General features: G+C 45.8%; 16 protein-coding genes. 6 read left to right on the top strand and 10 right to left on the bottom strand.

The genetic code is table 11. The features are described from left to right. Positions 1 to 324: 324 nt before the first annotated feature. Positions 325 to 1,347 carry a (S)-8-amino-7-oxononanoate synthase BioU gene (gene bioU, locus ACM0OZ_RS15515; protein WP_414583711.1) on the bottom strand — a complete coding sequence of 341 codons (1,023 nt, stop codon included), beginning with the start codon at positions 1,345 to 1,347 and terminating at the stop codon, positions 325 to 327. A 1,240-nt stretch (positions 1,348 to 2,587) separates the two neighbouring features. On the opposite strand from bioU, the gene ACM0OZ_RS15510 reads away from it, so the two are divergent. From ACM0OZ_RS15510 to ACM0OZ_RS15500, 3 genes are read left to right on the top strand one after another with little or no spacing between them, the layout of a single operon-like run. Then, the gene (locus ACM0OZ_RS15510; protein ID WP_041037352.1) at positions 2,588 to 2,797 is read left to right on the top strand and encodes a DUF2997 domain-containing protein; all 210 of its coding nucleotides are present in this window, start codon (positions 2,588 to 2,590) and stop codon (positions 2,795 to 2,797) included. A 39-nt stretch (positions 2,798 to 2,836) separates the two neighbouring features. Beyond that, positions 2,837 to 3,223 (top strand): DUF1257 domain-containing protein, encoded by a 387-nt coding sequence (locus ACM0OZ_RS15505; RefSeq protein WP_414583710.1) that lies wholly within the window; start codon positions 2,837 to 2,839, stop codon positions 3,221 to 3,223. Continuing rightward, positions 3,223 to 3,684, top strand: coding sequence for a ferredoxin (locus ACM0OZ_RS15500; protein ID WP_096561129.1), 462 nt, complete (start codon positions 3,223 to 3,225; stop codon positions 3,682 to 3,684). The genes ACM0OZ_RS15505 and ACM0OZ_RS15500 overlap by 1 nt, the downstream gene beginning before the upstream one ends. A 121-nt stretch (positions 3,685 to 3,805) precedes the next feature. Here ACM0OZ_RS15500 and ACM0OZ_RS15495 read toward each other — a convergent pair whose 3' ends face one another. The 3 genes from ACM0OZ_RS15495 to ACM0OZ_RS15485 all read right to left on the bottom strand — a co-directional run bounded on the left by ACM0OZ_RS15495 (position 3,806) and on the right by ACM0OZ_RS15485 (position 9,241). Further along, entirely contained in the window at positions 3,806 to 5,482 is a 1,677-nt protein-coding gene (locus tag ACM0OZ_RS15495) for a DUF4335 domain-containing protein (RefSeq protein WP_414583709.1), read from the bottom strand. A gap of 89 nt (positions 5,483 to 5,571) precedes the next feature. Next, complete coding sequence (locus ACM0OZ_RS15490; RefSeq protein WP_041037349.1) at positions 5,572 to 6,177, bottom strand: DUF3038 domain-containing protein; 606 nt, start codon at positions 6,175 to 6,177, stop codon at positions 5,572 to 5,574. A 517-nt stretch (positions 6,178 to 6,694) separates the two neighbouring features. Then, a complete protein-coding gene (locus ACM0OZ_RS15485; protein WP_414583708.1) occupies positions 6,695 to 9,241 on the bottom strand; it encodes an endonuclease MutS2 in 2,547 nt (848 codons plus the stop codon). Positions 9,242 to 9,616: 375 nt separating this feature from the next. Between ACM0OZ_RS15485 and ACM0OZ_RS15480 the strand changes: the two genes are divergently transcribed. After that, positions 9,617 to 10,780 carry a GuaB3 family IMP dehydrogenase-related protein gene (locus ACM0OZ_RS15480; protein WP_414583707.1) on the top strand — a complete coding sequence of 388 codons (1,164 nt, stop codon included), beginning with the start codon at positions 9,617 to 9,619 and terminating at the stop codon, positions 10,778 to 10,780. Between the two features lie 365 nt (positions 10,781 to 11,145). Continuing rightward, complete coding sequence (trxA, locus tag ACM0OZ_RS15475) at positions 11,146 to 11,514, top strand: thioredoxin (protein WP_414583746.1); 369 nt, start codon at positions 11,146 to 11,148, stop codon at positions 11,512 to 11,514. Positions 11,515 to 11,910: 396 nt separating this feature from the next. Here trxA and ACM0OZ_RS15470 read toward each other — a convergent pair whose 3' ends face one another. Beyond that, a complete protein-coding gene (locus ACM0OZ_RS15470; protein ID WP_414583706.1) occupies positions 11,911 to 12,048 on the bottom strand; it encodes a hypothetical protein in 138 nt (45 codons plus the stop codon). A 457-nt stretch (positions 12,049 to 12,505) separates the two neighbouring features. Here ACM0OZ_RS15470 and ACM0OZ_RS15465 point away from each other — a divergent pair, with 457 nt between their 5' ends. Beyond that, positions 12,506 to 13,582, top strand: coding sequence for an LOG family protein (locus ACM0OZ_RS15465; RefSeq protein ID WP_414583705.1), 1,077 nt, complete (start codon positions 12,506 to 12,508; stop codon positions 13,580 to 13,582). Between the two features lie 182 nt (positions 13,583 to 13,764). Here ACM0OZ_RS15465 and ACM0OZ_RS15460 read toward each other — a convergent pair whose 3' ends face one another. The 5 genes from ACM0OZ_RS15460 to ACM0OZ_RS15440 all read right to left on the bottom strand — a co-directional run bounded on the left by ACM0OZ_RS15460 (position 13,765) and on the right by ACM0OZ_RS15440 (position 23,600). After that, positions 13,765 to 15,243 carry a leucyl aminopeptidase gene (locus ACM0OZ_RS15460; protein ID WP_414583704.1) on the bottom strand — a complete coding sequence of 493 codons (1,479 nt, stop codon included), beginning with the start codon at positions 15,241 to 15,243 and terminating at the stop codon, positions 13,765 to 13,767. A gap of 215 nt (positions 15,244 to 15,458) precedes the next feature. Beyond that, a complete protein-coding gene (locus tag ACM0OZ_RS15455; RefSeq protein ID WP_414583703.1) occupies positions 15,459 to 17,639 on the bottom strand; it encodes a response regulator in 2,181 nt (726 codons plus the stop codon). A gap of 2 nt (positions 17,640 to 17,641) precedes the next feature. Next, on the bottom strand, positions 17,642 to 18,118 hold the full coding sequence (locus tag ACM0OZ_RS15450; protein ID WP_041037342.1) for a response regulator: 477 nt from the start codon (positions 18,116 to 18,118) through the stop codon (positions 17,642 to 17,644). A gap of 10 nt (positions 18,119 to 18,128) precedes the next feature. Then, positions 18,129 to 22,139, bottom strand: a complete 4,011-nt coding sequence (locus tag ACM0OZ_RS15445; protein ID WP_414583702.1) for a PAS domain S-box protein — start codon at positions 22,137 to 22,139, stop codon at positions 18,129 to 18,131. A gap of 276 nt (positions 22,140 to 22,415) precedes the next feature. After that, positions 22,416 to 23,600, bottom strand: coding sequence for a hypothetical protein (locus ACM0OZ_RS15440; RefSeq protein ID WP_414583701.1), 1,185 nt, complete (start codon positions 23,598 to 23,600; stop codon positions 22,416 to 22,418). Positions 23,601 to 23,615: the final 15 nt, after the last annotated feature.

The following is a 23,615-nucleotide window of genomic DNA, read 5'->3' as shown; positions in this document are numbered from 1 at the left end:
CTTACAAAGGAGAGGGTGCCGTGCCTCCTAAGGGAGGAGCTGAGCGCCGTTAGCGCACGCTGAGCGCAAAGCGCACGCTACGCGAACGCGTAGCGTCTCCGAAGGAGATACGCGAACGCTAACGGCGTTCGCGCAGCGTGTCCGAAGGACTCAGCCGTTCCGGAAGGGTAGGCGGGTGAGGTTGTTCGTTTTTTATAAGTGTTCATCCGGACATGATAGAATTTGTGGCTCTAACGTGTGAAAGGCAATAAATAAGCTGGGTTTTGTTCCTCAACCCAGCCTACAAAAGATAAATAATTGAATACTCAAGCGGGTAGCTAATAGCTATTTAACAAACTGAGGCATGATTTCAGCAGCGGTGAATAAACCGTAAATACCGCGCTGGTGCAATGCAATACCAGCTTTGAGATAGCCAAAGGCAGGACCACAGACGTTGGCTGCCATGCTGGTTTCATCACCTAATGTGAAGGTATGGGTAGAAATTTTACCTTCAAAGGTACGACCAGTAATTTTAACGTTGGTGCTGATGGGCTTTTTTGGATTGCGGGTATCAACTATGCCACCAACAGTGACGCGATCGCGTCCCACAATTCCCGCCAACTCCAGCATCACATCATCGGCGTGTTCCATGTTCTCTAACTTCAGCACACCATTGGTTTTATCCAGAAGTGCTTCTACTTCCTCATCCGTCATTGCCCTAGCAGTTTCCACACTAAACCCTGGCATATGAGCAATATCTTCGCGGATGGTGGCGCGGTAAGCTTCCCAATTGGCAATTCCCACTCCAAAAGTAATTTCCACTCGATGAATTTCGGCGTAGCTTTGGGCGGCTAAGGCTGCTGCTGCTGTTAACAGTCCTGGTGTTGCCCCACATCCTGTCATGTAGGTAATTCCTGCTGCTTGCAGTTCCTGTTTCATCGCCAGCAGTTGTTCCACGGCGCTGGTGCGCTTAATTGCATCCACCAAAACCCCGCGCCATCCAGATTTGATAAACTGCTGAGCTACAGAAGCAATAAAATTATTAGGTAAGTTGGGTAAAGCCAGAAAATATCCATCTACAGGATGAGATTTTTCAATTAAATCCTCAATACTGCGATGAGTTAAAGTCCCCAAGGGTTCTAAATAACCCACTGAACCTTGAGATTGGTAAGTTGTAATACATTCTTGAGCATTTAAACCATCAGCGGCGTAGATATAGCCTTGCTTGTCTGCCGCTGCCACTAAAATCATTTCACATTTTGGGGCGAGTACTTTGGCAGCAGCTTGCCCCAGTCCACCAAAGCCCAGTACTCCTACGCGCATCGCTTTGGGGAGATGAGTAGAACCTGTTACTTGCTCTGCATTCATCTAAAAATCTCCGGGAGTGTGGAAACGTTGATCCTAAAGACCAAGGAGGAAACACGACACGAGCAGATTTATCTGCCGTCAAATCTCTTAAAATACCATTACCGCCTTGGAGTTACTTAGTGAGCGTGTACTTTTGTAATGTACTTTCAACGGGACAATTACCGTTTCAAACCTTTCACCCCTTCGGGTTCGCCAGTTCCCTACGGCGGGAAACCCGCCTTCAGGACTGGACTCACCTGTACGCATAATGGTTTTGCTCATTCGAGCCTCCCTTTCGGGGTTAAGTTAGCTTCGACAATGTTATTGGTCGGCACGTCCAGAAGACACTGGCTTAACCCATAAACCTGTTTAATCCTCCGGTTCTAGAGCCTGGAACTAGCTACGCATTTCAGGGTAGGAACTTCGGCACTTGCCAATAACGTAGTACTTAAGGTACTTAGTCTGGTAAGCTAGGGCTTCAACGAGAACGAAGTCTGCTGAAGCCTTCGGATTGAATCCGAGGGTTGCTTACGGTCAACTTTCTAGAGTTAAATAACAGCTTACCCTACCCTTTAGGAGTCAGTAATCCTCAGTTGTGAGTTCGGATTTGTTTTTACTCGCACCAATACTCATGGCGATCGCCACCGACAAGATTGATCCGGCTTGTTAAACTAAATTTACGTAGCTAAGCTTTAATTCCAAATCCATCATTCAAAACTAATTTTTAACTTTAATTTTGAATTTTCAATTTCAGTAGCGGGCTAGCTTTTCCCCATACTCACAACTCTATGTGGCTCCCCATCGCTGCTGGTAGACTCATAAAAATTAGAGTTCAACACTCTACCGAGGCAAACTTTGTTTGACAAGTCATAGGATTTGATTCCTACAGGCAAGTCAGGTGCAAGATATGAAATAGCTTATTTATGATGATAATAACAAAATTTTTGACAAATTTGACCGTTTATAAGGCTCTTACTACCGCTTCTGCAGGTTTTTAGGCGTTATGTCTCTTCAATTATCAGTCGAACTTTTAGCTTGACTAAATTGATAAGGTTAAGAGAAACTAACAAATATCAGAAGTAGTACCCTATACAAATAATAAGTTTTGTTAAGTTTATGAGATATATATTTTGAGAGATGGAACATTAGTTAACAAATGGCAAATTTGTAGCTAAGAGAAAACGCTGTCTCACATAGCTACTTTTGTAGCAAGTTGCTACAGCAATACTGTCCAAGCCTAGGATTTTGGTTAGCAAAAAGCATGGAGACTTTAGAGTTCGTAATTTATCCAGACGGTCGGGTACAAGAAAAAGTCACTGGCATTGTGGGTGCGTCCTGCGCTGAAGTTACAGCAGCGATAGAGGCACAGCTAGGACTAGTACTAACTCAGGAGTCAACCTCAGAATACTTTGCTACCAAGGTACAGCAATCTGGTGTGGTGAATACGCAAACCAGCTACAGCGATTGGTAAGTTTTCAAACTAGTTTAGTTACATTGATTTAGAACCACCATGTCACACTTTAGCCAAATCAAGACCCAAATCCGTAACATTGATTCCTTGAAAGAAGCATTGACAGAATTGGGTATAGACTGGAAGCAAGGTCCACGCGAAGTCCGTGGTTATCGCGGTCAAACCCATAATGCCGAAGTTACCATTGAGCAGGAAAATGGTTATGATATCGGCTTTAGATGGACTGGCAAAGAATACGAACTGGTTGCTGACTTACAGTACTGGCAACAAGACGTATCGGTTGAAGGTTTCTTACGCCGCGTCACACAACGCTATGCATACCAAACAGTAGTCAAAGAAACTGCTCGTGCTGGATTTCAAGTTGCTGAACAACAAAAAAATGAAGATGGTTCCATCCGTTTAGTCGTACAGCGCTGGAGTGCGTAATGTCTGATTTTTTGCCGTCGCCGGAACAAGAGGAAGACAACCGCTCAGGTTTTGAACCAGAATTGGGCGGTTTTTTACGAGACGCGCCAGAACGTTCTGGTTTTGAGCCGGAATTGGGCGGTGTTTTGCGGCAAAAGGGTGTCTATGTGGACGAAGTTACCTGTATTGGCTGCTTGCACTGTGCCCATGTTGCCCGTAACACGTTTTATATTGAACCAGATTACGGGCGATCGCGTGTGATTCGTCAAGACGGCGACCCAGAAGAGGTTATTCAAGAAGCAATTGACACTTGTCCTGTTGATTGCATCCACTGGGTTGATTACACCAAATTGAAAAAATTAGAAGAAGAACGCAAATATCAGGTCATTCCCTTAATTGGATATCCAGTGGAAGGGGCAGTTGTTGCTGCCCAACGACGACGCAAAAGGCAAAAACTAACCCGTAAAAAATCTCGTTATTAAAGTTAGTTTCACCTCATGTAGGAGGACTGGTCAAACTAGTCCTCCTATTTTTAATGATTAAACTCACGCACTGTCTGTTGGCATGTCTGTTGGCATAAGTGGTATGGATCAGCTTGCTCAACTATTCTTTCTCAGGGAAAGTCTGCACCTTGCCATCGGGACTAAAAACAGCTCGAATTTTTACAGATTGTCCATTTTTATTAGGAGAAACAAAAGGTTCACCAATCAGAGGCATCCCTGTCCGGTCAACATAATCTCTGGCAGCTTTTCCTAAAGGTAAAATTTGCTCAATTGAGCCGTCAACAGCCACGACTAAACTGTACTCAATGCTTTGGCTCAATCCAGAAGGCGGTTGCCAACCTTTTTTCAATTTTTCTCTAGCTTGTGCCACTTGAGCCGTATCAAACAACGTGTCACTACTGGTAGCAGTACCACTACTAGTTGTAGCAACTTCTGTAGGGAGATTGCCTCTATTTCTACGGGCTTCCCGCAATCTAGTGATTAATGCATCAGTAGCACTTGGTTCAGAGGTGCCTGGTTGCGAGAAAGATGGCTCACGGCTAGCACCACCACTGGGATTGGGTAAGGTGGCTAGTGGTGGGGGGGCGCTTGAGATATCGGGAGATATGTTACCTGTGCTGGGCAAATTGCTTGGTATTGAATTCTGTTGCTCTGATGCAGAAGAAGTGCCACTCTTTGGAATTGATGTTAATGCCGTACTGTTTTGCCTTGGTTGGGATTGAATAGCAATTTTTGGCTTTAGTTCTGTGTTGAGTGGAGAGGTTGAGAGGGTTGGAGCTTTTGGTGTTCCAGGTATATTCAGCGTAGTTCCTAAAGATGGTAAAGGTGCTGTGGGGACATTACCTAGGCTAGGAGATGTTTGGGACGCAGAGGGGAGTGTAAATTTTCCAGATGTTTGAGGTGTTGCAGGCACACTAGGCAATGTTTGAGCGATCGCTGGTGGAGAAGCAGTAGAATTAGGTACTTGTAAGGGAGAACCAAGGGGTGGTAGCGACTGCGAAGGCAAACTATCAGGGGGAGCGAATGTAGGTAATGTTGATGAGGGTTGGTTCTGTGGTGAGGATTCTAGAGCAATCTTCTCTTGTGCCGTTGGTTTTTTGGCTGTCTGCTTTTGTCTGTTTTGGTTAGCATACTGCCAAGTCAGTGGTGCTAAACCCACAGCTACCACCAAAACTGCTGCAACCGGTGCCCAAGTCGGTATCCGACTCCTCGTTGTACGAGGAGTGAGATTTGGTAGCGCCATGACATCAGCAGAATACTCATCTAGGGCAGTTGCTAAGTCGAATAATTGCAGCAGACTAAGTTCAATGACAGGACCAGATGCTGGGTTTGCCAGAGAACCAAGAAAAAGGTTGTGAGTTAAGTGAGTGCTAGGTTTTATGTGTATATCTGCAACTGGTCTCTGGGTAAACGAGTTTATCGCTTGAGTTTCTAGTAAAGAGGAGTTGTTAAAATTTCTTTGTTCAGCTTCATTAGATGTGAAGCTTGCGTCATGTGTTCTGGAGAAATTTGCCCAAAAGCTTTCAGGAGACATTTGCAGGAACTCTTGGACGTAGTTTGTCACCACTGCACACAAAGCCTCTAGCTGGTCGCTGTCGCCTTTAATTGCGATTCTCTTTTCCTCTGGCAATCGCGGATCGTCAAAGCGAAGCTCAAACTCTAGCTGCTTCAGGACAGATTTACCCATCCACTGAGACAAAGCTGAACTCTGCGCCAAGACTTCTAGCGTGCAAGTGGGCGGTGTATACCGACGGATCACAGAATTTGATACAGGCATGGCAGGAACTGCGAGCAGGATATTTTTGATTTTTGATTTTTGATTTTTGGTTTTTGATTGGGAAATCTAAAATCTCACAAATCTCAAATCTAGAATTTGATGGAACGGTCAATCAGTGCTAACCACAAACGCCGATGCCCACCAGGTCCACTGTAAAAAAGTAAATCTATAAGCATTTTCAGTGCCAGGTGGGTAAGTTCATCAGTGGAAATTGTCGCGTCTTCCTCCATCCGCTCTTGGTAAGTGTTGCAGAAAGCATCAATATAATCTCCAAGTAAAGCAGCCTGATGAGGTTCGCGGTTGTCTTCCGCCATTTGTTCCAATAGACCAACAGCACGGCGAATCAATTCTTGGTGCTGTTTGGCAAGATAGCAAGTAATGAGAACAAGCGCCCTAGCTTCCTCCACATCTAGTTTTTTTCGTCCTCCTTGACCTTTACGCAGTGGATTCGACTGGCGCAGTCGCCATAATGCCACGCGGTCCGGCACTCTCGACTCTAAATTGAGATTGACTGCCGCTTGTAGCATTGCCTCGGAGCCAATGCCAGTTAAAGTTTCTAACGCCAACAGCACCAAGTCCAACTGGGTTTTGATATTGTCCCATTGAACAGAATTCGGGGCTGGGAGGTTAATTAAATCCTCCCACTGAGAACTTGGAGCGGGTGAATTCGCGGCAGAGTGCATAACTTTTAGCATAGGTGATCAGGCTGGTAGGGGCTGTTGCTGTTACCCATTTTGAAACCAGACTCTCAAGGGTGAAGATTGGTTTCCAATCACTATTAGCCGAAGCGAGGAGCTACAGCTTCTATCATTTTGGTGAACAGCAGAGGTCTTTGTCTTAACTCTATGACGAAAAGCTATTTTGAAAAAACTATAAGCTTTATTAATTGTGTTTTGTCTGCCGAACACATATGGCTGATTTTTATTTTTTATTAAAAATACACATAGCTATACAGATTTTTACTAATAGCCGATCGCTATTTATAGTAGCGCAATTGTTTACTAGTGATTAAGCTAACACACGTATAACTTGCTTATTTTTTTGTTAAGACATTCATTTGTCATGAGTCATTTGTAATTACAAATGACTCATGACAAAGCACGCCTCTCACCAGTCATGATGCAATTTTCATGCGTCACAGCTTATTTCACTTATACTCATTGCCATAAGAAAAACCCGGATTCTTGCTTGGAGAATCAGAGTTTTTCAATACTATTCAACATAAGCAACCGTCACACCAGTACCGCCATCGGCTTGTTCGGCTGCTTCGTAACGGCTGACTCTGGGGTGATGCTGCAAGAAGGCGTGAACTCCTTGCCGCAGCTTACCCGTGCCATGTCCGTGAATAATCCATATTGGTCCTGTTGCTTCGGAAATTGCCTTGTCTAAAGTTATTTCGGCATCAGACACCCTACGCCCACGCAAATCTACTGTATTTTTAGATGTGCGAATTGCAGGAGTTTCTGTCAAGGTTGTGATTTTTGACTCTCCTTTGCTCCTGGCGTCCTCTGCTCCTCTGTTCCTAGACTCCTTAACGACTGGTTCAGCTTTTTGACCATCTAAAGATTCTACGTCTTGTACCTTCACCGTCATCTTCATAATCCCAAAGCGGACTGTTAACTCACCATCTGAATCAGGAGCAGTTAAGACTTCCGCTGTTTGCCCTAGCTTGGGTATACGGATGCGATCGCCCACTTTGGGAACAAATCCCACTTTCGGTTTTGGTGGTGCTTTTGGTATAAATTTTTCTTCTATTTGTTTCAAAGCATTGCTTGCTTGTTGGGCGTCTTGTGCTGTTGGCTTACCTTGCTGCAAACGGCGAATGACTTGAGCTATCTCACCTTTTGCTTGAGTTATTGCCTGCTGCACTGCCACCTCTTGCGAGGCACGCAAAGCACGTTCCCTTTCCTCTAATCCTGTGGCTTTTGCGGATACTTCTTTGTATAAACGCTCAGCTTGCTGCAACAAATCTTGTGCTTGTGCTGCTTTGGTTTCCTGACTACGGCGTTGTGCTTCCAACCCAGCAATCACCTGGTTCACTTCGTCTGTTGCTCCTCCCAGTTGCGTTTTCGCCTGTTCCACAACTTCTGGTTTCAAACCCAAGCGACGCGCAATTGTCAGAGCGTTGGAACGTCCAGGAATTCCCCATAGTAGACGGTAAGTAGGTGAAAGAGTACTTTCATCAAATTCTACAGAGGCATTTTCAAACCGCTCATCTTCATATTTCAGTGCTTTTAGTTCACCAAAGTGAGTGGTCGCAATTGTCAACAGAGCATGGTCTGCTAGATATTGTAGTAGCGATATTGCCAAAGCACTCCCTTCAGCAGGGTCTGTTCCTGCGCCCACTTCGTCGAGCAGGATTAAAGACGAGGGGAGGGATGAGGATGAGGAGGATGAGGAGGATGAGGAGGATGAGGAAGAAAATATTGCTCCCTCATCTCCCCCTGCTCCCTCATCTCCCTCATCTCCCCCTGCTCCCTCATCTCCCTCATCTCCCTCATCTCCCTCATCTCCTACTTCGTCTATTGCTGCCAAAATCCGACTAATGCGTCGAATGTGACCAGAAAAGGTGGATAAGTTCTGCTGTAACGACTGTTCATCCCCTATATCTGCCAGCACCTTGTCAAACCAAGGCAATTCTACGGGTTCACGAGCTGGCACAAATAAGCCTACTTTTGCCATCAATACAGCCAAACCCAGAGTTTTCAAAGTTACAGTTTTACCACCAGTGTTTGGACCGGTAATTGTAACTACCCGGATGTGCGGCGCAATGAGCAAATCAACGGGAATCACTGCAGATCCTTGTTCATGGTGATGCTGCCACTCCAAAAGCGGATGACGCAACTGCCGTAAGGTAATGGTTTCGTTTTGCTCGCGGTGAATAAAGCGCGGGGGATTTGCTTTGAGCCAGAAACTATAACGCGCTTTTGCCAATGCCAAATCCAAGGTTGTGACAATTGCTAACAACCTTTCCAAATCCGGCTTGACAGCAGCAACTTGCTGAGTTAACGTACGGCGAATCGCTTCTTCTTCTGCTTCCTCTCTTTTTACCAACTGCCGCAATTGGTTTCCCAAAGGAACTATGGAATTCGGTTCCACGTACAACGTTGCGCCGCTTGTGGAAGTATCGTGGACAATGCCCGGTATCGCGTCTTTTTGTGGCGCTTTCACGGGAATCACAAAGCGATCGCCTCTTTGTGTAATGATTTGTTCTTGAACTGCATTCGCTTTAACTTGTAAGATATTATGCAGTTTTTGGGTGATTTGACTGCGTACTTGCCGAACAGAAGTGCGAATTTCACCGAGTTTTAGGCTGGCGCGATCGCTCACCTGCCCTCTTTCATCTATACATCTGTGAATTTCTTGCTCTAATTCTGGATAAGTCCGTAAATCGGCAACCAAATCATTCAATATCGTCAAATCTGGGTGGTTATCGATCACACGGCGTAGGTTTCTTGTGCCAGCGAGAGTGGTGGCGATCGCTAACAGTTCATCTCCTGCCAAAATTCCTTGCAGTTCTGCGCGTTCTAAAGAATCGCCAATATCTTGAATTCCCTCAAACGACAGCCCTGGACCTAGGCGGTTTTCCAGTTCGTAGATTTCCTTTGTTTGCGCTAACAACTGCTCACTTTCGGCTGGCGAGACCGGAATTTTTAGATGGCGTGCAGCAATAGTCCCCAGCTTGGTTGCCGCAAAGGTGGACAAATGCTGGCAGAGGCGAGACCATTCAAGTAGTTCTAAAGTTTCAGATTGGATCAAGGCTTAAAAAACATCTAACCTGAATGAAATATGAAATTATGGTAACAACACTATCGCCTAAGCTGCTCACCCGCTAAGGTGAAATTTCCCGTAATCATTAAATAATTTCTTTGTCTTGCTAGTACAAGGAGTCAGAAGTCAGGAGTCAGAAGTCAGGAGTCAGAATTGAGCACCTATGGATTTTGTACTAGTGGTGAACTTGTTCGGCACAGCCGTGCCGTAGACATAGGGCAGATGAGTGTTGGCAGCACACGCTCCTACTGATTGGATTCTGAATTCTTCAGTGACACACTGTACGTGGTTGAATTCAAAAAATCTCTGCAAATCCCCCCATAATTTTGATACCCTAGCTAGAACAGATTGGGGTACAAAACCGTGGACATTCAAATTGGGCGGGGAAAAACGGCTCGCAGGGCATACGGAATAGATGAAATTGCACTCGTCCCTGGAAACAGAACACTAGATCCTAGTTTGGCTGATACCAGATGGCGCATTGGCAATGTTGAGCGCGAAATTCCAATTATAGCCAGTGCGATGGATGGCGTAGTTGATGTCCGCATGGCTGTGCTTCTGTCGCGCTTAGGAGCATTGGGCGTTTTGAACTTAGAAGGGATTTACACTCGCTACGCCGAGCCAGACCCTATTTTAGACCAGATTGCCTCAGTGGGGAAAGAAGAATTTGTTCCCTTGATGCAAAAACTTTATGCTGAACCGATTAAACCGGAATTAATTGAACAACGGATTGCGGAAATAAAACAACAAGGCGGCATTGCAGCAGTAAGTGCAACTCCCCTAGGGGCAAGCAAATTTGGTTCAGTGGTGGCAAAAGCAGGTGCAGATTTATTTTTTGTGCAAGCAACTGTAGTTTCTACTGCACATCTATCACCAGAATCTGTGGTGCCACTTGACTTGGCTCAATTTTGCGAAGAAATGCCCATACCTGTGATTTTAGGAAACTGCGTCACTTATGAAGTTACTCTGAATTTGATTAAAGCAGGGGCAGCAGCAGTACTAGTGGGAATCGGTCCTGGTGCAGCCTGTACGTCTCGTGGTGTGCTAGGTGTCGGTTTACCACAAGCAACTGCGATCGCCGACTGTGCTGCGGCACGCGATGATTACTACCAGGAAACTGGCAAATATGTGCCAGTGATTGCTGATGGGGGTTTAATCACTGGCGGTGACATTTGCAAGTGCATTGCCTGCGGTGCAGATGGTGTGATGATTGGCTCTCCTTTTGCCAGAGCCGCCGAAGCTCCAGGAAGAGGATACCATTGGGGAATGGCGACTCCTAGCCCCGTCTTGCCTCGTGGTACACGCATTCGTGTCGCCACCACTGGCACCCTAGAGCAAATCCTTACAGGACCAGCACAACTCGATGATGGAACTCATAATCTTTTGGGAGCCTTGAAGACGAGCATGGGCACTTTGGGAGCCAAAAACATCAAAGAAATGCAGCAAGTGGAAGTTGTGATTGCTCCTTCTTTATTAACGGAAGGTAAAGTCTACCAAAAAGCACAACAATTAGGTATGGGTAAATGAAGCGACTGGGTACTCGAGTTTGAGTTAGTGGTTAGTAGTACTGTATGACAACGAATGACCAACAAATGTAGAGACGCTTTCATCTCTAGCGCCTTTCTAAGCGCACTTCTCCATACCCGATACTCAATGCTGCACATCAAATTATTAAATAAATTTTCCAGACTCTCAAAGTATTACTGGAAAAATCTCATATGTCGCCTAAAATAGAGATAGCGGAGACGCATGTTTCCGTTCACTCCTCACACCACACTCCGCCCGGCTACTGTTCGGGCGGTTCCTTAATAAATAGTTATTTTGAATAAGTTCAAACGCCATATGCAAAAGTATGTGTCTGACTCCCAAGCAGTGGTTTTTGCTATGGTAGAATTTTCACCAAACTCCAACATAATAATAGGCAAAGGTTTTTAGGCATGTCAGCAGCGGCACAAGTTACAGACTCTACCTTTAAACAGGAAGTACTAGATAGCGAGATTCCTGTTTTAGTTGACTTTTGGGCACCCTGGTGCGGACCTTGCCGGATGGTTGCTCCTGTTGTCGATGAAATTGCCGCCCAATACAACAATCAACTCAAGGTAGTTAAAGTCAACACTGATGAAAATCCTAATGTTGCTAGCCAGTACGGCATTCGCAGCATTCCTACATTGATGATTTTTAAGGGTGGGCAAAAAGTTGATATGGTGGTCGGTGCCGTTCCGAAAACTACATTAGCTAACACTGTGGACAAATATCTTTGAACACAACCGCCGGGAAATTGCTCAAGAGCCTTCGATTTGCTCTTTTGTCGTAAAGATTCGTAAAGAATCGAGAGGCGGCAATCGCCTCTCTACACATTTGTTGCCTTTGTGATTCAGCTTATGTTTAGTAGCGCTTAGGCGATCGCAGCTCTTGAAAGTTTTTTGTTGTGGGCGATTATTTGTAAACTAAAGATTAAATTACCGTAGGGTGAGTTTTCAGCCTCTGTACTAATCTCTGATTATGTATAAAAGTCGAAAGTGCTACGTAAGGCATCATAAGGTGAAGTTACGTTACACTTTGTTAATACACCCAACGGCTGCATAAGTCCTATCGCGTCATCGAGTACACAACAATTAACTAAAGCAGTCCAATAGACATTCCTTGGCTTGCACCAGTCAGGCAAAGTGGGTTAAGTTGGCAATTGCAGCAGCTGGCATTGGCATAGCGATGCCCGTTAGGGGCTGTTTGTTACCCAATTGCCAACAGACGTAGTTCGCTGCGTCCGTTCCAAATAGAATCCGATATCGAACCATTTGCTCTGATCAAGACAGGTTGGCGACAGCAACTATTACCAGTTCTTTGGTTTGTGTTGAACCAAAGGTACTTTATGTTGTGAAGAAGTCGTTAAAAGTCAAGAGGAGGCAGAGTGCGTTGCTCCCGCCAGTACCTGCAAAGGATTTCCTGTTATAGGTGGCTGGTGAGTCCAGTACTGTAAGCGTTTTACGCACACTACGTGAAGCGCATGAGCTCCGAAGCGGGGCAAGGTATGGGCAGCGAGCGTGCTGAAAAGCGAATGAGGGTTTGCCGAACCACTAGTCAACTGGCGTGCCACAATGAACCGCACTCGTACGCAAAGGATACGAAGAAATAAGAGTTTCACCAGAGTTATTGCGTAAGTCCTAAAACTCTGGACTTTGGACTTCGCGTAGCGGTTTAGAAATTCCACATGAAATTTAGATAAAATGTAATGCCATTTTGGCAGCACTTCTCATGACCTCATCTGCGTCGTTTGACACATTAGAGTCTCTCCAAACGGATATCGCTAAATTATTTGAACACTTACCTACGTCAAAGCATCAGCAATATATTATCCAGGCGCTATCGACGATAGTGCGTCTGGCTCAGAAGAGTGAAGAAATTGAACGTCTCGATTGGAAGATATTGTCCACTGCTTTAGCAGACATGGAGCACGGTTTCCAGCTGTTTTATGCTTATCGACACGTTCGCAAAGTCACAATTTTTGGTTCTGCTCGTCTATCGCCAGAAACACCAGAATACCGCATGGCGTACGAATTTGCTCGCTATGTTTGTCGATTGGGGTTTATGGTGATGACAGGCGGTGGTGGCGGAATTATGCAAGCGGGTAACGAAGGTGCTGGACGAGAAAATTCTTTTGGTTTAAATATTCAACTCCCTTTTGAGCAAGAGGCAAACCCGGTTATTCAGGGAGATCCGAAGCTCATTAACTTCAAGTATTTTTTCACCCGCAAGCTGTTTCTCCTGAAAGAAAGTGATGCTATAGCCTTGTTTCCAGGTGGTTTTGGAACACAAGACGAAGCTTTTGAGTGCATGACCTTAAGCCAGACAGGTAAGTTTGGTCCGGTACCTTTAGTTTTAATCGACCACCCTGGAGGTGATTACTGGCGGTCTTGGAGCGAATACATCGAGAAGCAACTCGTGCAAAAAGGTCTAGTAAGTCCTGATGACCCCAGCCTTTACACAGTGACAGACAACTTGGATGTGGCTTGCAAAGCCATTACCAGCTTTTACCAAGTCTATCATTCCTGCCGCTACGTAGGCGATCGCTTAATCATTCGTCTTAAGTCAGACTTATCAGATGCTGAGGTCGAACAACTCAATGCTGACTTCAGCGACATTCTGGTTACAGGACAAATTGAAAAAAGTCAGGCTTTACCACAAGAAGCCCAAGATGAAACTTTTGGGCTACCTCGCCTGATTTTATACTTTAATCAAAGAGATTTAGGGCGATTGTACCAGCTGATCAAAGTGATTAACCACATGGGTACTCCCTCGCCCGAGGAAAAGGCGCATCCGGAGAGGAAGTAGGGAGGAAGTAGGGGAGCAGGGAGCAGGGAGCAGGGAGCAGGGAGCAGGGGGATAAAATACAGCTTTATCTTTTTCATCTCCCTCATCCTCCTCATCCTCCTCATCTCCCTCATCCTCCTCATCTCCCTCATCCTCCTCATCCTCCTCATCTCCCTCATCCCCCTCATCTCCCAAGCACTGTATTAGCTATCGCTGAGCACCCAATTTACGAGAGTACGAACGCCAAAGCCAGTCGCACCGGGACCGTTGTAGCCATTTTCTTTTTCTGTCCAAACTGGACCTGCAATGTCTAAGTGCGCCCAAGGAGTTTCTTTGACGAATTGCTTGAGGAATAAAGCCGCAGTAATTGAACCGCCGGGACGTGGTCCAGTATTTTTCATGTCGGCAATACCAGATTTCAGCCCTTCAAAGTATTTTTCTTCCATTGGCAAGCGCCAAAACTTTTCCCCTGAGGCTTCAGCCGCTTTCTCTACCTGCTTAACTAAAGCATCATCGGGAGAGAACAAACCAGCAATGTCATCTCCTAAGGCAATGACACAAGCACCCGTGAGAGTGGCTAAATCAATAATTGCATCGACTCCTAGCTTCTCAGTAAATACCAAGGCATCTGCTAGAGTCAAACGTCCTTCTGCATCGGTATTATTGACTTCAATAGTTTTGCCGTTGGAAGCTGTCAAAATGTCGCCTGGGTGCATGGCACGACCGCTGATCATATTCTCTGTCACAGCGGAGATGAAGTGAACTTCGACATCTGGTTTAAGTTGACCAATCGCTTTAGCAGCTCCTAAAGTTGCGGCAGCACCACCCATGTCAATTTTCATGGTTTCAATGCCGCTACCTGCTCCTTTAATGTTAAGTCCACCAGAGTCGAAGGTTAAACCTTTGCCGATAATCGCTAGCTTACGTTTTGGTGTTCCTTCTGGCTTATAAGTTAAGTGAATAAACTTAGGTGGCAGTTCAGAAGCTTTTGCTACTCCCAAAAAAGCTCCCATACCTAATTTTTCACAGTCTTCCTGTTCTAGGATTTCTATTTGCAAACCGTGATCCGAGGCGATCTGTTGAGCAGTTTCCGCCATAGTAATCGGCGTTACCGCGTTCGCTGGTGCTGCAACCAACTGCCGTGCCAAGAATACACCAGCGGCAATTTGATTGGCGCGGGTAATGGCTGCTTCCTGTCCACCCAGTCCTAGTAAATCGACTGTTTCGACTTGTGATCCTTTATCCTCTGGTTCCGATTTAAAGCGATTATCCTGGTATAGTGCTAATTGAACTCCTTCGGCGATCGCTTGCGCGGTTTGTGTTGGATCGTTGTTCCAAATTGGCAGGCTAATCCCCAAAGTTTTGGTCTTTTGCTTTTTAGCTAACCTGGCTGCAGTGGCTGCGGCTCTGCGCAAGCTGTCTAATTTTAGAGCCTCGGGTTTCCCTAAACCTACCAGTATAATTTTACGAACTGGGCTATTAGCACCTACTCGGGTGACAACACTGCTGCCTTGTTTGCCCTTAAATTCCTCTTCGGTTATGAGTTCTTTTATACTACCAGCCAAGTTTTCATCTAAAGTTGCAAGTTCGCCAGTTAACTCTACTGCATCTTCAAATAATCCAATTACTAAACCATCCCCCGTCCATTCTAGTAGGGGAGTATCAGTCGCACGAATGTCCATTTCCTGTATTCTGTGTCAAACTTCTTGTACCAGTATTGCGCAAAATATGCGCTTTATGCTAATTGGAAAGATGGGGGAGAGAGCGAAGCAACTATTGAGGGAGGGAGGGAGTGAGGGAGTGAGGGAGTTAGGGAGTGAGGGAGTTAGGGAGCACCCAGTGCAGCGGAGAATAATTTTTGACTAATGAAAATGTAGAGACGCGCCATGGCGCGTCTCTACAAATAACCAATGACTAATTCTGCGACTACATTTGCTAGGTGATCTGGCATCACGGGCTTAGAGAGATGTCTTTGGAAACCTGCTGCAAGTGCAAGGCTACGATCCCTGTCTCCAGCATATGCCGTTAGGGCGATCGCCGGAATGTCTCCTCCCTGTTCGCGTGGCAATGCCCTAATTTGGCGGATCAGGCTGTAGCCATCTTCTTCTGGCATACCAATATCGCTAATGAGCACATCTGGTTGGAATGTGGTCAGAACTTCTAGCGCTGAGGAAACGGAGGTGACAGCAGTGGCGATCGCTCCAAAATCTTGCAAAGCGAATACCAAAAAATCTCGTGAGTCAGCGTCATCATCGACCACCAAGATGCGCACTCCTTCTAACGGAGATGATGGGGTGTTGGGCTGAGCAGGTAATGAGGGAAAAGAATTTTTCCCCCCATCTTTTCCTTTTCCCTTTTGCTTATCTTTTTTCTCAAGGAGTGGCAATTGCACCGTAAATGTTGCTCCTTGTTTTTCTCCTGAACTCTGTGCGCTGACAGTTCCACCATGCAGTTCTACCAAGTGACGTACAATTGCTAAACCTAATCCTAAACCGCCGTGTTTACGAGTGGTAGAACCATCTGCCTGACGAAAGGAGTCAAACACGTAAGGAAGAAAGTCGGGGCTGATACCAATGCCTGTGTCTCTTACTGTAATTTTGGCATAGTTTACCGAGTCGGAAGTCGCGAATGAGGATGAGGGGGATGAGGAGGATGAGGGGGATGAGGAGGATGTTACTCCCTTATCTCCCTCATCTCCCTCATCTCCCCCATATCTCTCATCTACCCATTCGAGATCCACTTCTACGAGTCCTCCGTGTGGAGTAAACTTGATAGCATTAGACAGGAGATTCCAAACAATTTGCTGTAATCGGTTGGGATCGCCTAAAACAAGGAATTTTGGCTTTTGGATTGTGGATTGGGGAGGTAAAGAGAATTCTCCTTGTGCGCTTGTGATTTTGTCTTCGGTTGCTAATCCAGAATTTAAAATTGTAAATTGCAAATCGATTGATTTGGCTTGAGCTGCTAGACGCATCGTGTCAATTGCGGCTTCAATTGCTGGAATCAGATTTGTTGGGTAAGGACGCAGGGTGAGTTTCCCACTTATTATGCGAGATACATCTAGCAAATCTTCTATAAGTTGTGTCTGTAACTTGGCGTTGCGCTCAATTGTTTCCAAAGCACGACTTAAGCTTGTTGCATCCAATGTGCGGCTGCGTAGTATTTTTGCCCAACCCAAAATGGCATTGAGTGGCGATCGCAATTCATGGGAAAGCACTGCTAGAAACTCGTCTTTAATTCGGTTTGCCTGTTCTAATTCTTCTTTTTGTTGCCGTAACTGAGCTTCATTTATCTGTAATGCCTGCTCTGCCAGCTTATAATTTGTCACGTCACGACCAATCGTCAGTAATGATTGGACCGTTCCATTTTGTGTATATTCCGGCACTATACGTGTTTGGTAGTAAATGCGTCCTTTTGATCCGGTAAAATCGAACTCCATCGAGCACCCAACTCCTGTGGCAAACACTTGGCGCAATTTTGCTTGCCAAGTCGCTACTTCCTCTGGATATCCCATTTCGGCAACAGTTTTGCCAATCCATTTTTCTAGGGGTATCCCGGTTACTAGTTCTATTGCGGGATTTACGTAGCAGTAGCGGAGTTCTGTATCAATCCGGGCAATCACGTCGGGTGAATTTTCTGCTAAAGCTCTAAATTCCTGCTCGCGGCGGTACAGTTCTGCTTCGGCAATTTTGCAGGCGCGTTGATATTGGGCTTCGCGCAGTGCACGGCGTACCGAAGGGACTAGACGGTCTAACCGTTGCTTGAGAACATAATCAGTTGCGCCGCTTTTAAGGGTTTCAATGGCGACTTCCTCGCCCATTGTTGCGGTAACAAAAATGAAGGGAATATCTGGGCAGTGATGCTGCGCCATCTCTAGAGCTGTTATACCGTCAAACCCAGGTAAGGAATAATCTGAAAGAATTAAGTCAAAGCCATCTTGCTCCAACGCTGTCTGGAATTCAGCTTGCGTCTTCACATGCACCTGTTCGCAGGCAATACCGCCTTCGTTGAGCAGGGCATGGATCAGTTCTGCATCCAGCAAACTATCTTCGAGCAAGAGAATCCTTAGACCTGACATTGCTATATTCCTGCTACTCCTTGAGTACTCCGTGCCGGAGGGATGGAACCGGGGGGCGGTTCATTAATTATTGCCCAAAATAACCCAAGTCCTTTAATGACTTCAACAAATTCATGAAAATCGATAGGCTTAACGACGTAGCCGTTGACGCCAAGGTCGTAACAGCGAGCCAGATCCTGCTCCTCTCGGGAGGAGGTCAATACGACCACCGGCACGATTCTCAATCCTGGATCTGCCTTGAGTTGCGTCAGGACTTCTATGCCATCAACTTTTGGCAATTTGAGATCCAGCAGCACCACAACGGGATGACCCTCACGACGCAAACGATACAAACCTCGACGATACAGGTAATCCAATGCTTCTTCGCCGTCACGGACGACAACGACTTCATTGCCCAAATGGTTTTCTGCTAGTGAAGTCAGGATTAACTCAACGTCGTTAATGCTGTCTTCAACTAGGAGAATGCGCTTTAGTTCCATCGTATACTCTCTACTCTCCACTTCTCACTCCAGACCTCCTTGGTAGCGAAAAATAAAAGGTCGCGACCTTGTCTATTTCACTTTCTGCCCAGACGCGTCCGCCATGACGGTGAATAATGCGTTGGACATTTGCCAATCCTACACCCGTGCCTTCAAACTGTGGGTCGCTGTGCAACCGTTGAAAAACGCCAAATAATTTGTGAGCGTATTTCATATCGAAACCAATGCCGTTATCTCGCACGAAGAATACCACTTCTTGCTCACTGCTGGTACTGCCTACAGTAATTTCTGTTATGGAGCGGGTTTTGCTATACTTAAGAGCATTTTCCAGCAGATTACGCAGAACCAGCCGCAACATTGAGGGATCACCATATACTTGAGGCAAGGATTCTATTTGCCAAAAAACTTCGCGGTTTCTATTTTCTGATATGAGATCGCGTTGCACCTCTTGCACGAGTAGATTCATGTCAGTCGTGGTATGACGCATTTCAGAGCGCCCAACACGGGAGAAGGTTAACAAATCATCGATTAATTTACCCGCTTGTTTGGTGGCTTCGGTGATGATGTTCACGTAACGCTGGCTGGTGTCATCCAGTCCTGTTGACCCAAGGCGTTTTTGCAGCAAGTCTACAAATCCTGTAATATGCCGCAGCGGTGCCCGCAGGTCATGGGAAACTGAGTAGGAGAAGGATTCTAGTTCTCTGTTGGCAGCTTCTAGTTGAGCTGTGCGCTGTTTTACCCGTTGTTCCAAAGTTTCGTTAATTTGGCGAATTTGAGCCTCGGCTTGCTTACGGTCTTCAATATCAATACAAGAGCCGATGTAACCAAGAAACTCACCTGCCGGGGTGAACCGAGGCACACCAATATCTAAAAGCCAACGATACTCTCCATCAAAGCGTTGCAGGCGGTACTCCATTCGGAATTCTTGGCGGGCATCAAATGCATGAGTATATGTTTCCAGACAGCGCACCATATCATCAGGATGGACGCCTTGAACCCAACCATCACCGAATTCCTGCTCCAACGTCCGCCCAGTAAAATCTAACCAAGGTTTATTGAAGTAGGTACAGAGTTTATCCGTACCAGACATCCAAACCATCATCGGAGCAGTATCTGTGACATGGCGAAAGCGCTGCTCGCTTTCCATAAGGGCTTCGGCTCGTTTGCGTTCACGCAGTGCAGCGTTTCGCTGTTCGCTGATGTCGATAGTAATGCCGTCAAAGCGTTTTGGTGTGCCACCTGCATCACAAAAGGTGCGCCCAATCGCCCGAATCCAGCGTACTTCTCCATCTGGGGCAACTGTGCGGTAGTCAATATCATAGCCACCAGCTTGCTCAATAGAGGCTTGAATTGCCTGCCGTGTGGGTTCCCGGTCATCAAAATGCAGCAGTTGATAAAATAAATCGATAGTGACTTCGGCATCGGGTGGTAGACCAAAATGCGCTTTGCACTGGTCATTCCAAATTAGCTTGTCCAGTGGTAAGTTGCAGTACCACAAACCAAGTTCGGCTCCCTGAATAACCAAATCCAGACGTTCTGTACTAATTCGCAGAGCATCTGCCTGTTCTCGCAGCGTCTGCTCTATCTGTTTGCGCTCAGTAATATCATGGGCAACCGCATACACCAACTTTAACTCAACATCAGGAACAGAATTCCAAACCAGCCATTTGTAGGAACCATCTTTGCAGCGGTAGCGATTCTCGAAATTGACGGTAATGGCTCCCGTTGTCAGCTTCTCAACTTCTTTTAAGGTTTTTGCCCGGTCTTCTGGATGGACAAACTCAATAAATGGTGTGGTTAGCAATTTTGCCTGAGTATAGCCGAGAATTTTTTCACACGCTGGATTTAATCGCTTGAAGTAGCCATCAAACCCAGCAATGCAAAGCATATCAGCCGATAGCGTAAAGAAGCGATCGCGTTCTGCTTCTGCTCGCTTGCGTTCGCTGATGTCCAAAATGAAGGCGATCGCCTCTTCCTGTTTCTCCCCAGCTAAGGCAAACCCAACCAACACGGGAACACGAGTGCCATCTTTGCGGATATATTCTTTCTCATAAGGAGGATAGACTTTCTTGACTTTTGCCTCGGCGATCGCCGCTTCATCGAACGGCAGATACTCTGGTGGCGTTATATCAGTCCAGCGCACTCCACCGTCTAAAAAATCTTTGCGGCTATAGCCAAGAATATGCAAGTAGGCATCGTTTACCTCACTGAGTCCCCCGTACACATCGCCATACTGAATACCAATGATGTCTGAGTCTACAAATAGCCGCAGCCGCGCTTCGCTTTGACGCAATGCTTGTTCTGTCCGTTTTTGGTCATCGATATCTGTACACGTGCCAAACCACTTGAGAATTGTGCCGCCTTCATCACGTAATGGTAAAGCTTGTGCTAGATGCCAACGGTAAACGCCATCAACTCGTTTGACACGGCACTGTACCTCAACTCGGTTTCCTGTCTTAAGCCCGGTTGTCCATTTTTCTACGGCTTTTGGCAAGTCGTCGGGATGAACTACCTGCTGCCAATTGGACACCAAAGTTTTTTCAAGTCTAAGTCCAGTGTAGTCTAGCCAGCGCTGATTGAAGTATTCTACAAAGCCATCGGGACGCGTAATCCAAACCATCTGAGGAACGTTTTCGGCAAGCAGCCGATAGCGTTCTTCACTTTCGCGTAGTGCTGCTTCTACTTGTTTGCGTCCAGTTATATCGCGGTTGACTTCCAAAAACCCAACGAGTTCACCCTGCGAATTGTGAATCGCAACCTGACGGCTTTCTACCACAATTTGCGTCCCGTCTTTGCGCGTGTGAATCAGTTCGCTTTCCCAGCACCCTGTTTGCTGTAAGGCTGTATCAATGTTTTCAACCCCACCTTCTGGTACTTGGGTTTGCAAGAACTTATGGTTCACCTGTCCTATGGCTTGTGCTTTTGAGTAGCCATACATTTCCTCGCTTGCTCGATTCCAGTAGGTAATGACATTTTGGGCATCACGAACAAAGATTGCCTCATAAGTTAGTTCCAACAGTTCGGCTTGCTCTTGCAGCGTCGCGGCTTGCTGCTTTAGCTTCTGCAATATCTGTTTGCGTTCCCCATCCACCTGGTTCATAAACCTAGCATTACGCCAAATCAGCGCCAAAAACATCACATCCAGGGACACCACGAGCAGCGATATGCTAAAGTTGGGGTCGTATTGTTTTGCCCTTTGACCTAGAAGAATCAACCAGCCGAGAATTAGGGGGAGCACGATCGCACTTGGTATGAGTTGACGGGCGATCGCGCCGCCGTTCAGTTCACTAGTAATTATTTGCATGAACCCGCGATCAGGATGGGTGTACAACACTCCCACACAAAGCACCCCAAACGCCAGTGCTGTGTGTAACGCCATTGAGGTAGTATAAACGCCGAACTGGTAAAAATTTTTCATCCCGTAGGCATAGCCAACAAATGCTTGCAAAGAAATGAAAGCGACAATCAAGCTCAAACCCTGAGCCAGCCAATAACTGCGGTGAGTCTTCTGCCCCAACAGCCATAGTGCCACACCTGATAGGAGAAAATTAACGGCGGTATTTGCCCCCATCCGACCTAGATGAGATGTTTCTACAGCTTCTAGCGAGTCACGAAACAGCAGTTCGTCAATTCCCAAATTCAACCCAAATAGGTATTGACATAATGTCAGGAAGCCTATGATTGTAACTGCGATTGCGCATCCTTGGGCAATGAGGAGTGAGGATGAGCGAGTGAGGGAGTGAGGGAGTGAGGAAGTGAGGGAGTGAGGGAGTGAGGGGGATGAGGGGGATGAGGAATTTATCCCTCTTACCCCCCTTATATCGGTTGACAAAAGCCAAAGTGACAGCCCAGAGAGCAACAAAGCGATCGCTGTATTGACTTTCATTGTAACGAGTCCTGGCATTACACTTTTTAGCAGGGCAATGTCAAATACCCAGCCACTCAATACGACACAAGCAATGAAAATCACAAAGGCACTTGCAGCTTGTGCAACGGTTATGGTAGAGGTGAAGTTACGCATACTTCACCCCAACTTCAGCCTTCAGTTGTTTAATATAATAATTGCAGGACATAGTTTCCTACATTGCTTAGCCAAATGAAACACTTTAAAAGTGTTCCTAAAATCAACCTTAGGATTGATGGCAATGTTTATGGATTTACCTTGAGATAGATTTCTTGATTTTTTCCGTAAAAAATTTTGAGTACATATGAACAAAAAACCCGGTTTTTTTGGAAAACCGAGTTTGTTGATGAAGGGTTATTTCTATCCAAAAAGCCACAAAGCAAGAACAAAAGGTTACTTGTTATTAACAAAGTTTTTTGATGTATTCACACTCAATGCAATAGAATTAACATCAAGGTCAAATTTAGTGGCTATTGCTTGAATGATATTTTGTTCAACTGGTGTTGTCTCACCGTTCATTTGGGCAATTCTGTAACATTGAGCCAACAAGGGTACAGCAAAATCACGGTTAAGTTGATTGAGAAGTGTATCCAAAGGTTGAGGTGATTTGATGTTTTGAGAGATTGCTTGCAAGGAGGTAGAACTTAAGTTCAAAGCTTGCAACTCAGGCAAAATGTCTTCCCATGTTTTTTCTGGATGGCTGGCAAGGATCATGTGAACCAAGATTTGATCCATTAACGCTTCTTGACCTAGGGCTTTTTGCAGATAATTTTCGCTTTGTTGTTTTAACTCTGTCAGCGTCTGTTGGGAAGTAAGCGCCTTTGATTCATCTAGCTTCGCTTCATAAAATCGACACGCCGCATACCCCAATGAATAAATCATCGTTGCATTAGAACTAGCACCAATCATTGCACCAGCAAAAGGTATATTTCGCAGCAAACCTAAACCTGTTGCTTTCAAAAGACGACCGCCACCCAACGCCAAACCAAAAATCCCCAACACTTCTCCCTTACGGGAAGGGTCTTTCAAATCCAACCCATAAACAGCAGCAATTTGATAAACCATTTCTGACTGCAACTCTGTGGTAGCTGCTAAATCAATTGCCAATAAAGCCGCCGCGAATCCAGGTAAAATACTAGTTGCCAATCCAATACCGCCTGCCTTTGTTGCTTTCTCAACCATGATCCGGTGGGCAAGCTGGCTAGGAGATTCATTAGGATATTTTTCCTTAAGCTTTTTGGCTGCTGCTTCCGCTTTGTCCAAATTAACGTTATCAACAGAACCAAGCAGCCAATTCAAATTTAAGACTCCAGATAGTTTGCGGATCAGCCAGATTTCACTCAAACGATTGACGACCTTTCCTGCTGTTTGAGTCCCTTGCGAAATCAACTGGTTTGTTTGTTTTGCTGCTGCTTCTTTGACCCCAACGACTTTTTCTGCTACGCCTTTTCCAGCTTCCAAGAAGGATTTTAAAAAAGATTCTCTATCTTTTTGCGGAACCTTGGTCAACTGATTATCGGCTTGTTGTGATGCCGAAGCGGGTGAATTCACGGTTTTTTGTTGGGGTTCGGTTTTCATTTTTCAGCCACCTAG

Origin of the sequence: Scytonema sp. PCC 10023 (assembly GCF_963920835.1) — a bacterium.
Lineage (GTDB): Bacteria > Cyanobacteriota > Cyanobacteriia > Cyanobacteriales > Nostocaceae > Kalymmatonema.
Note: the sequence above shows the minus strand (reverse complement) of the source record. Positions and strands in the feature narration are given on the sequence as shown.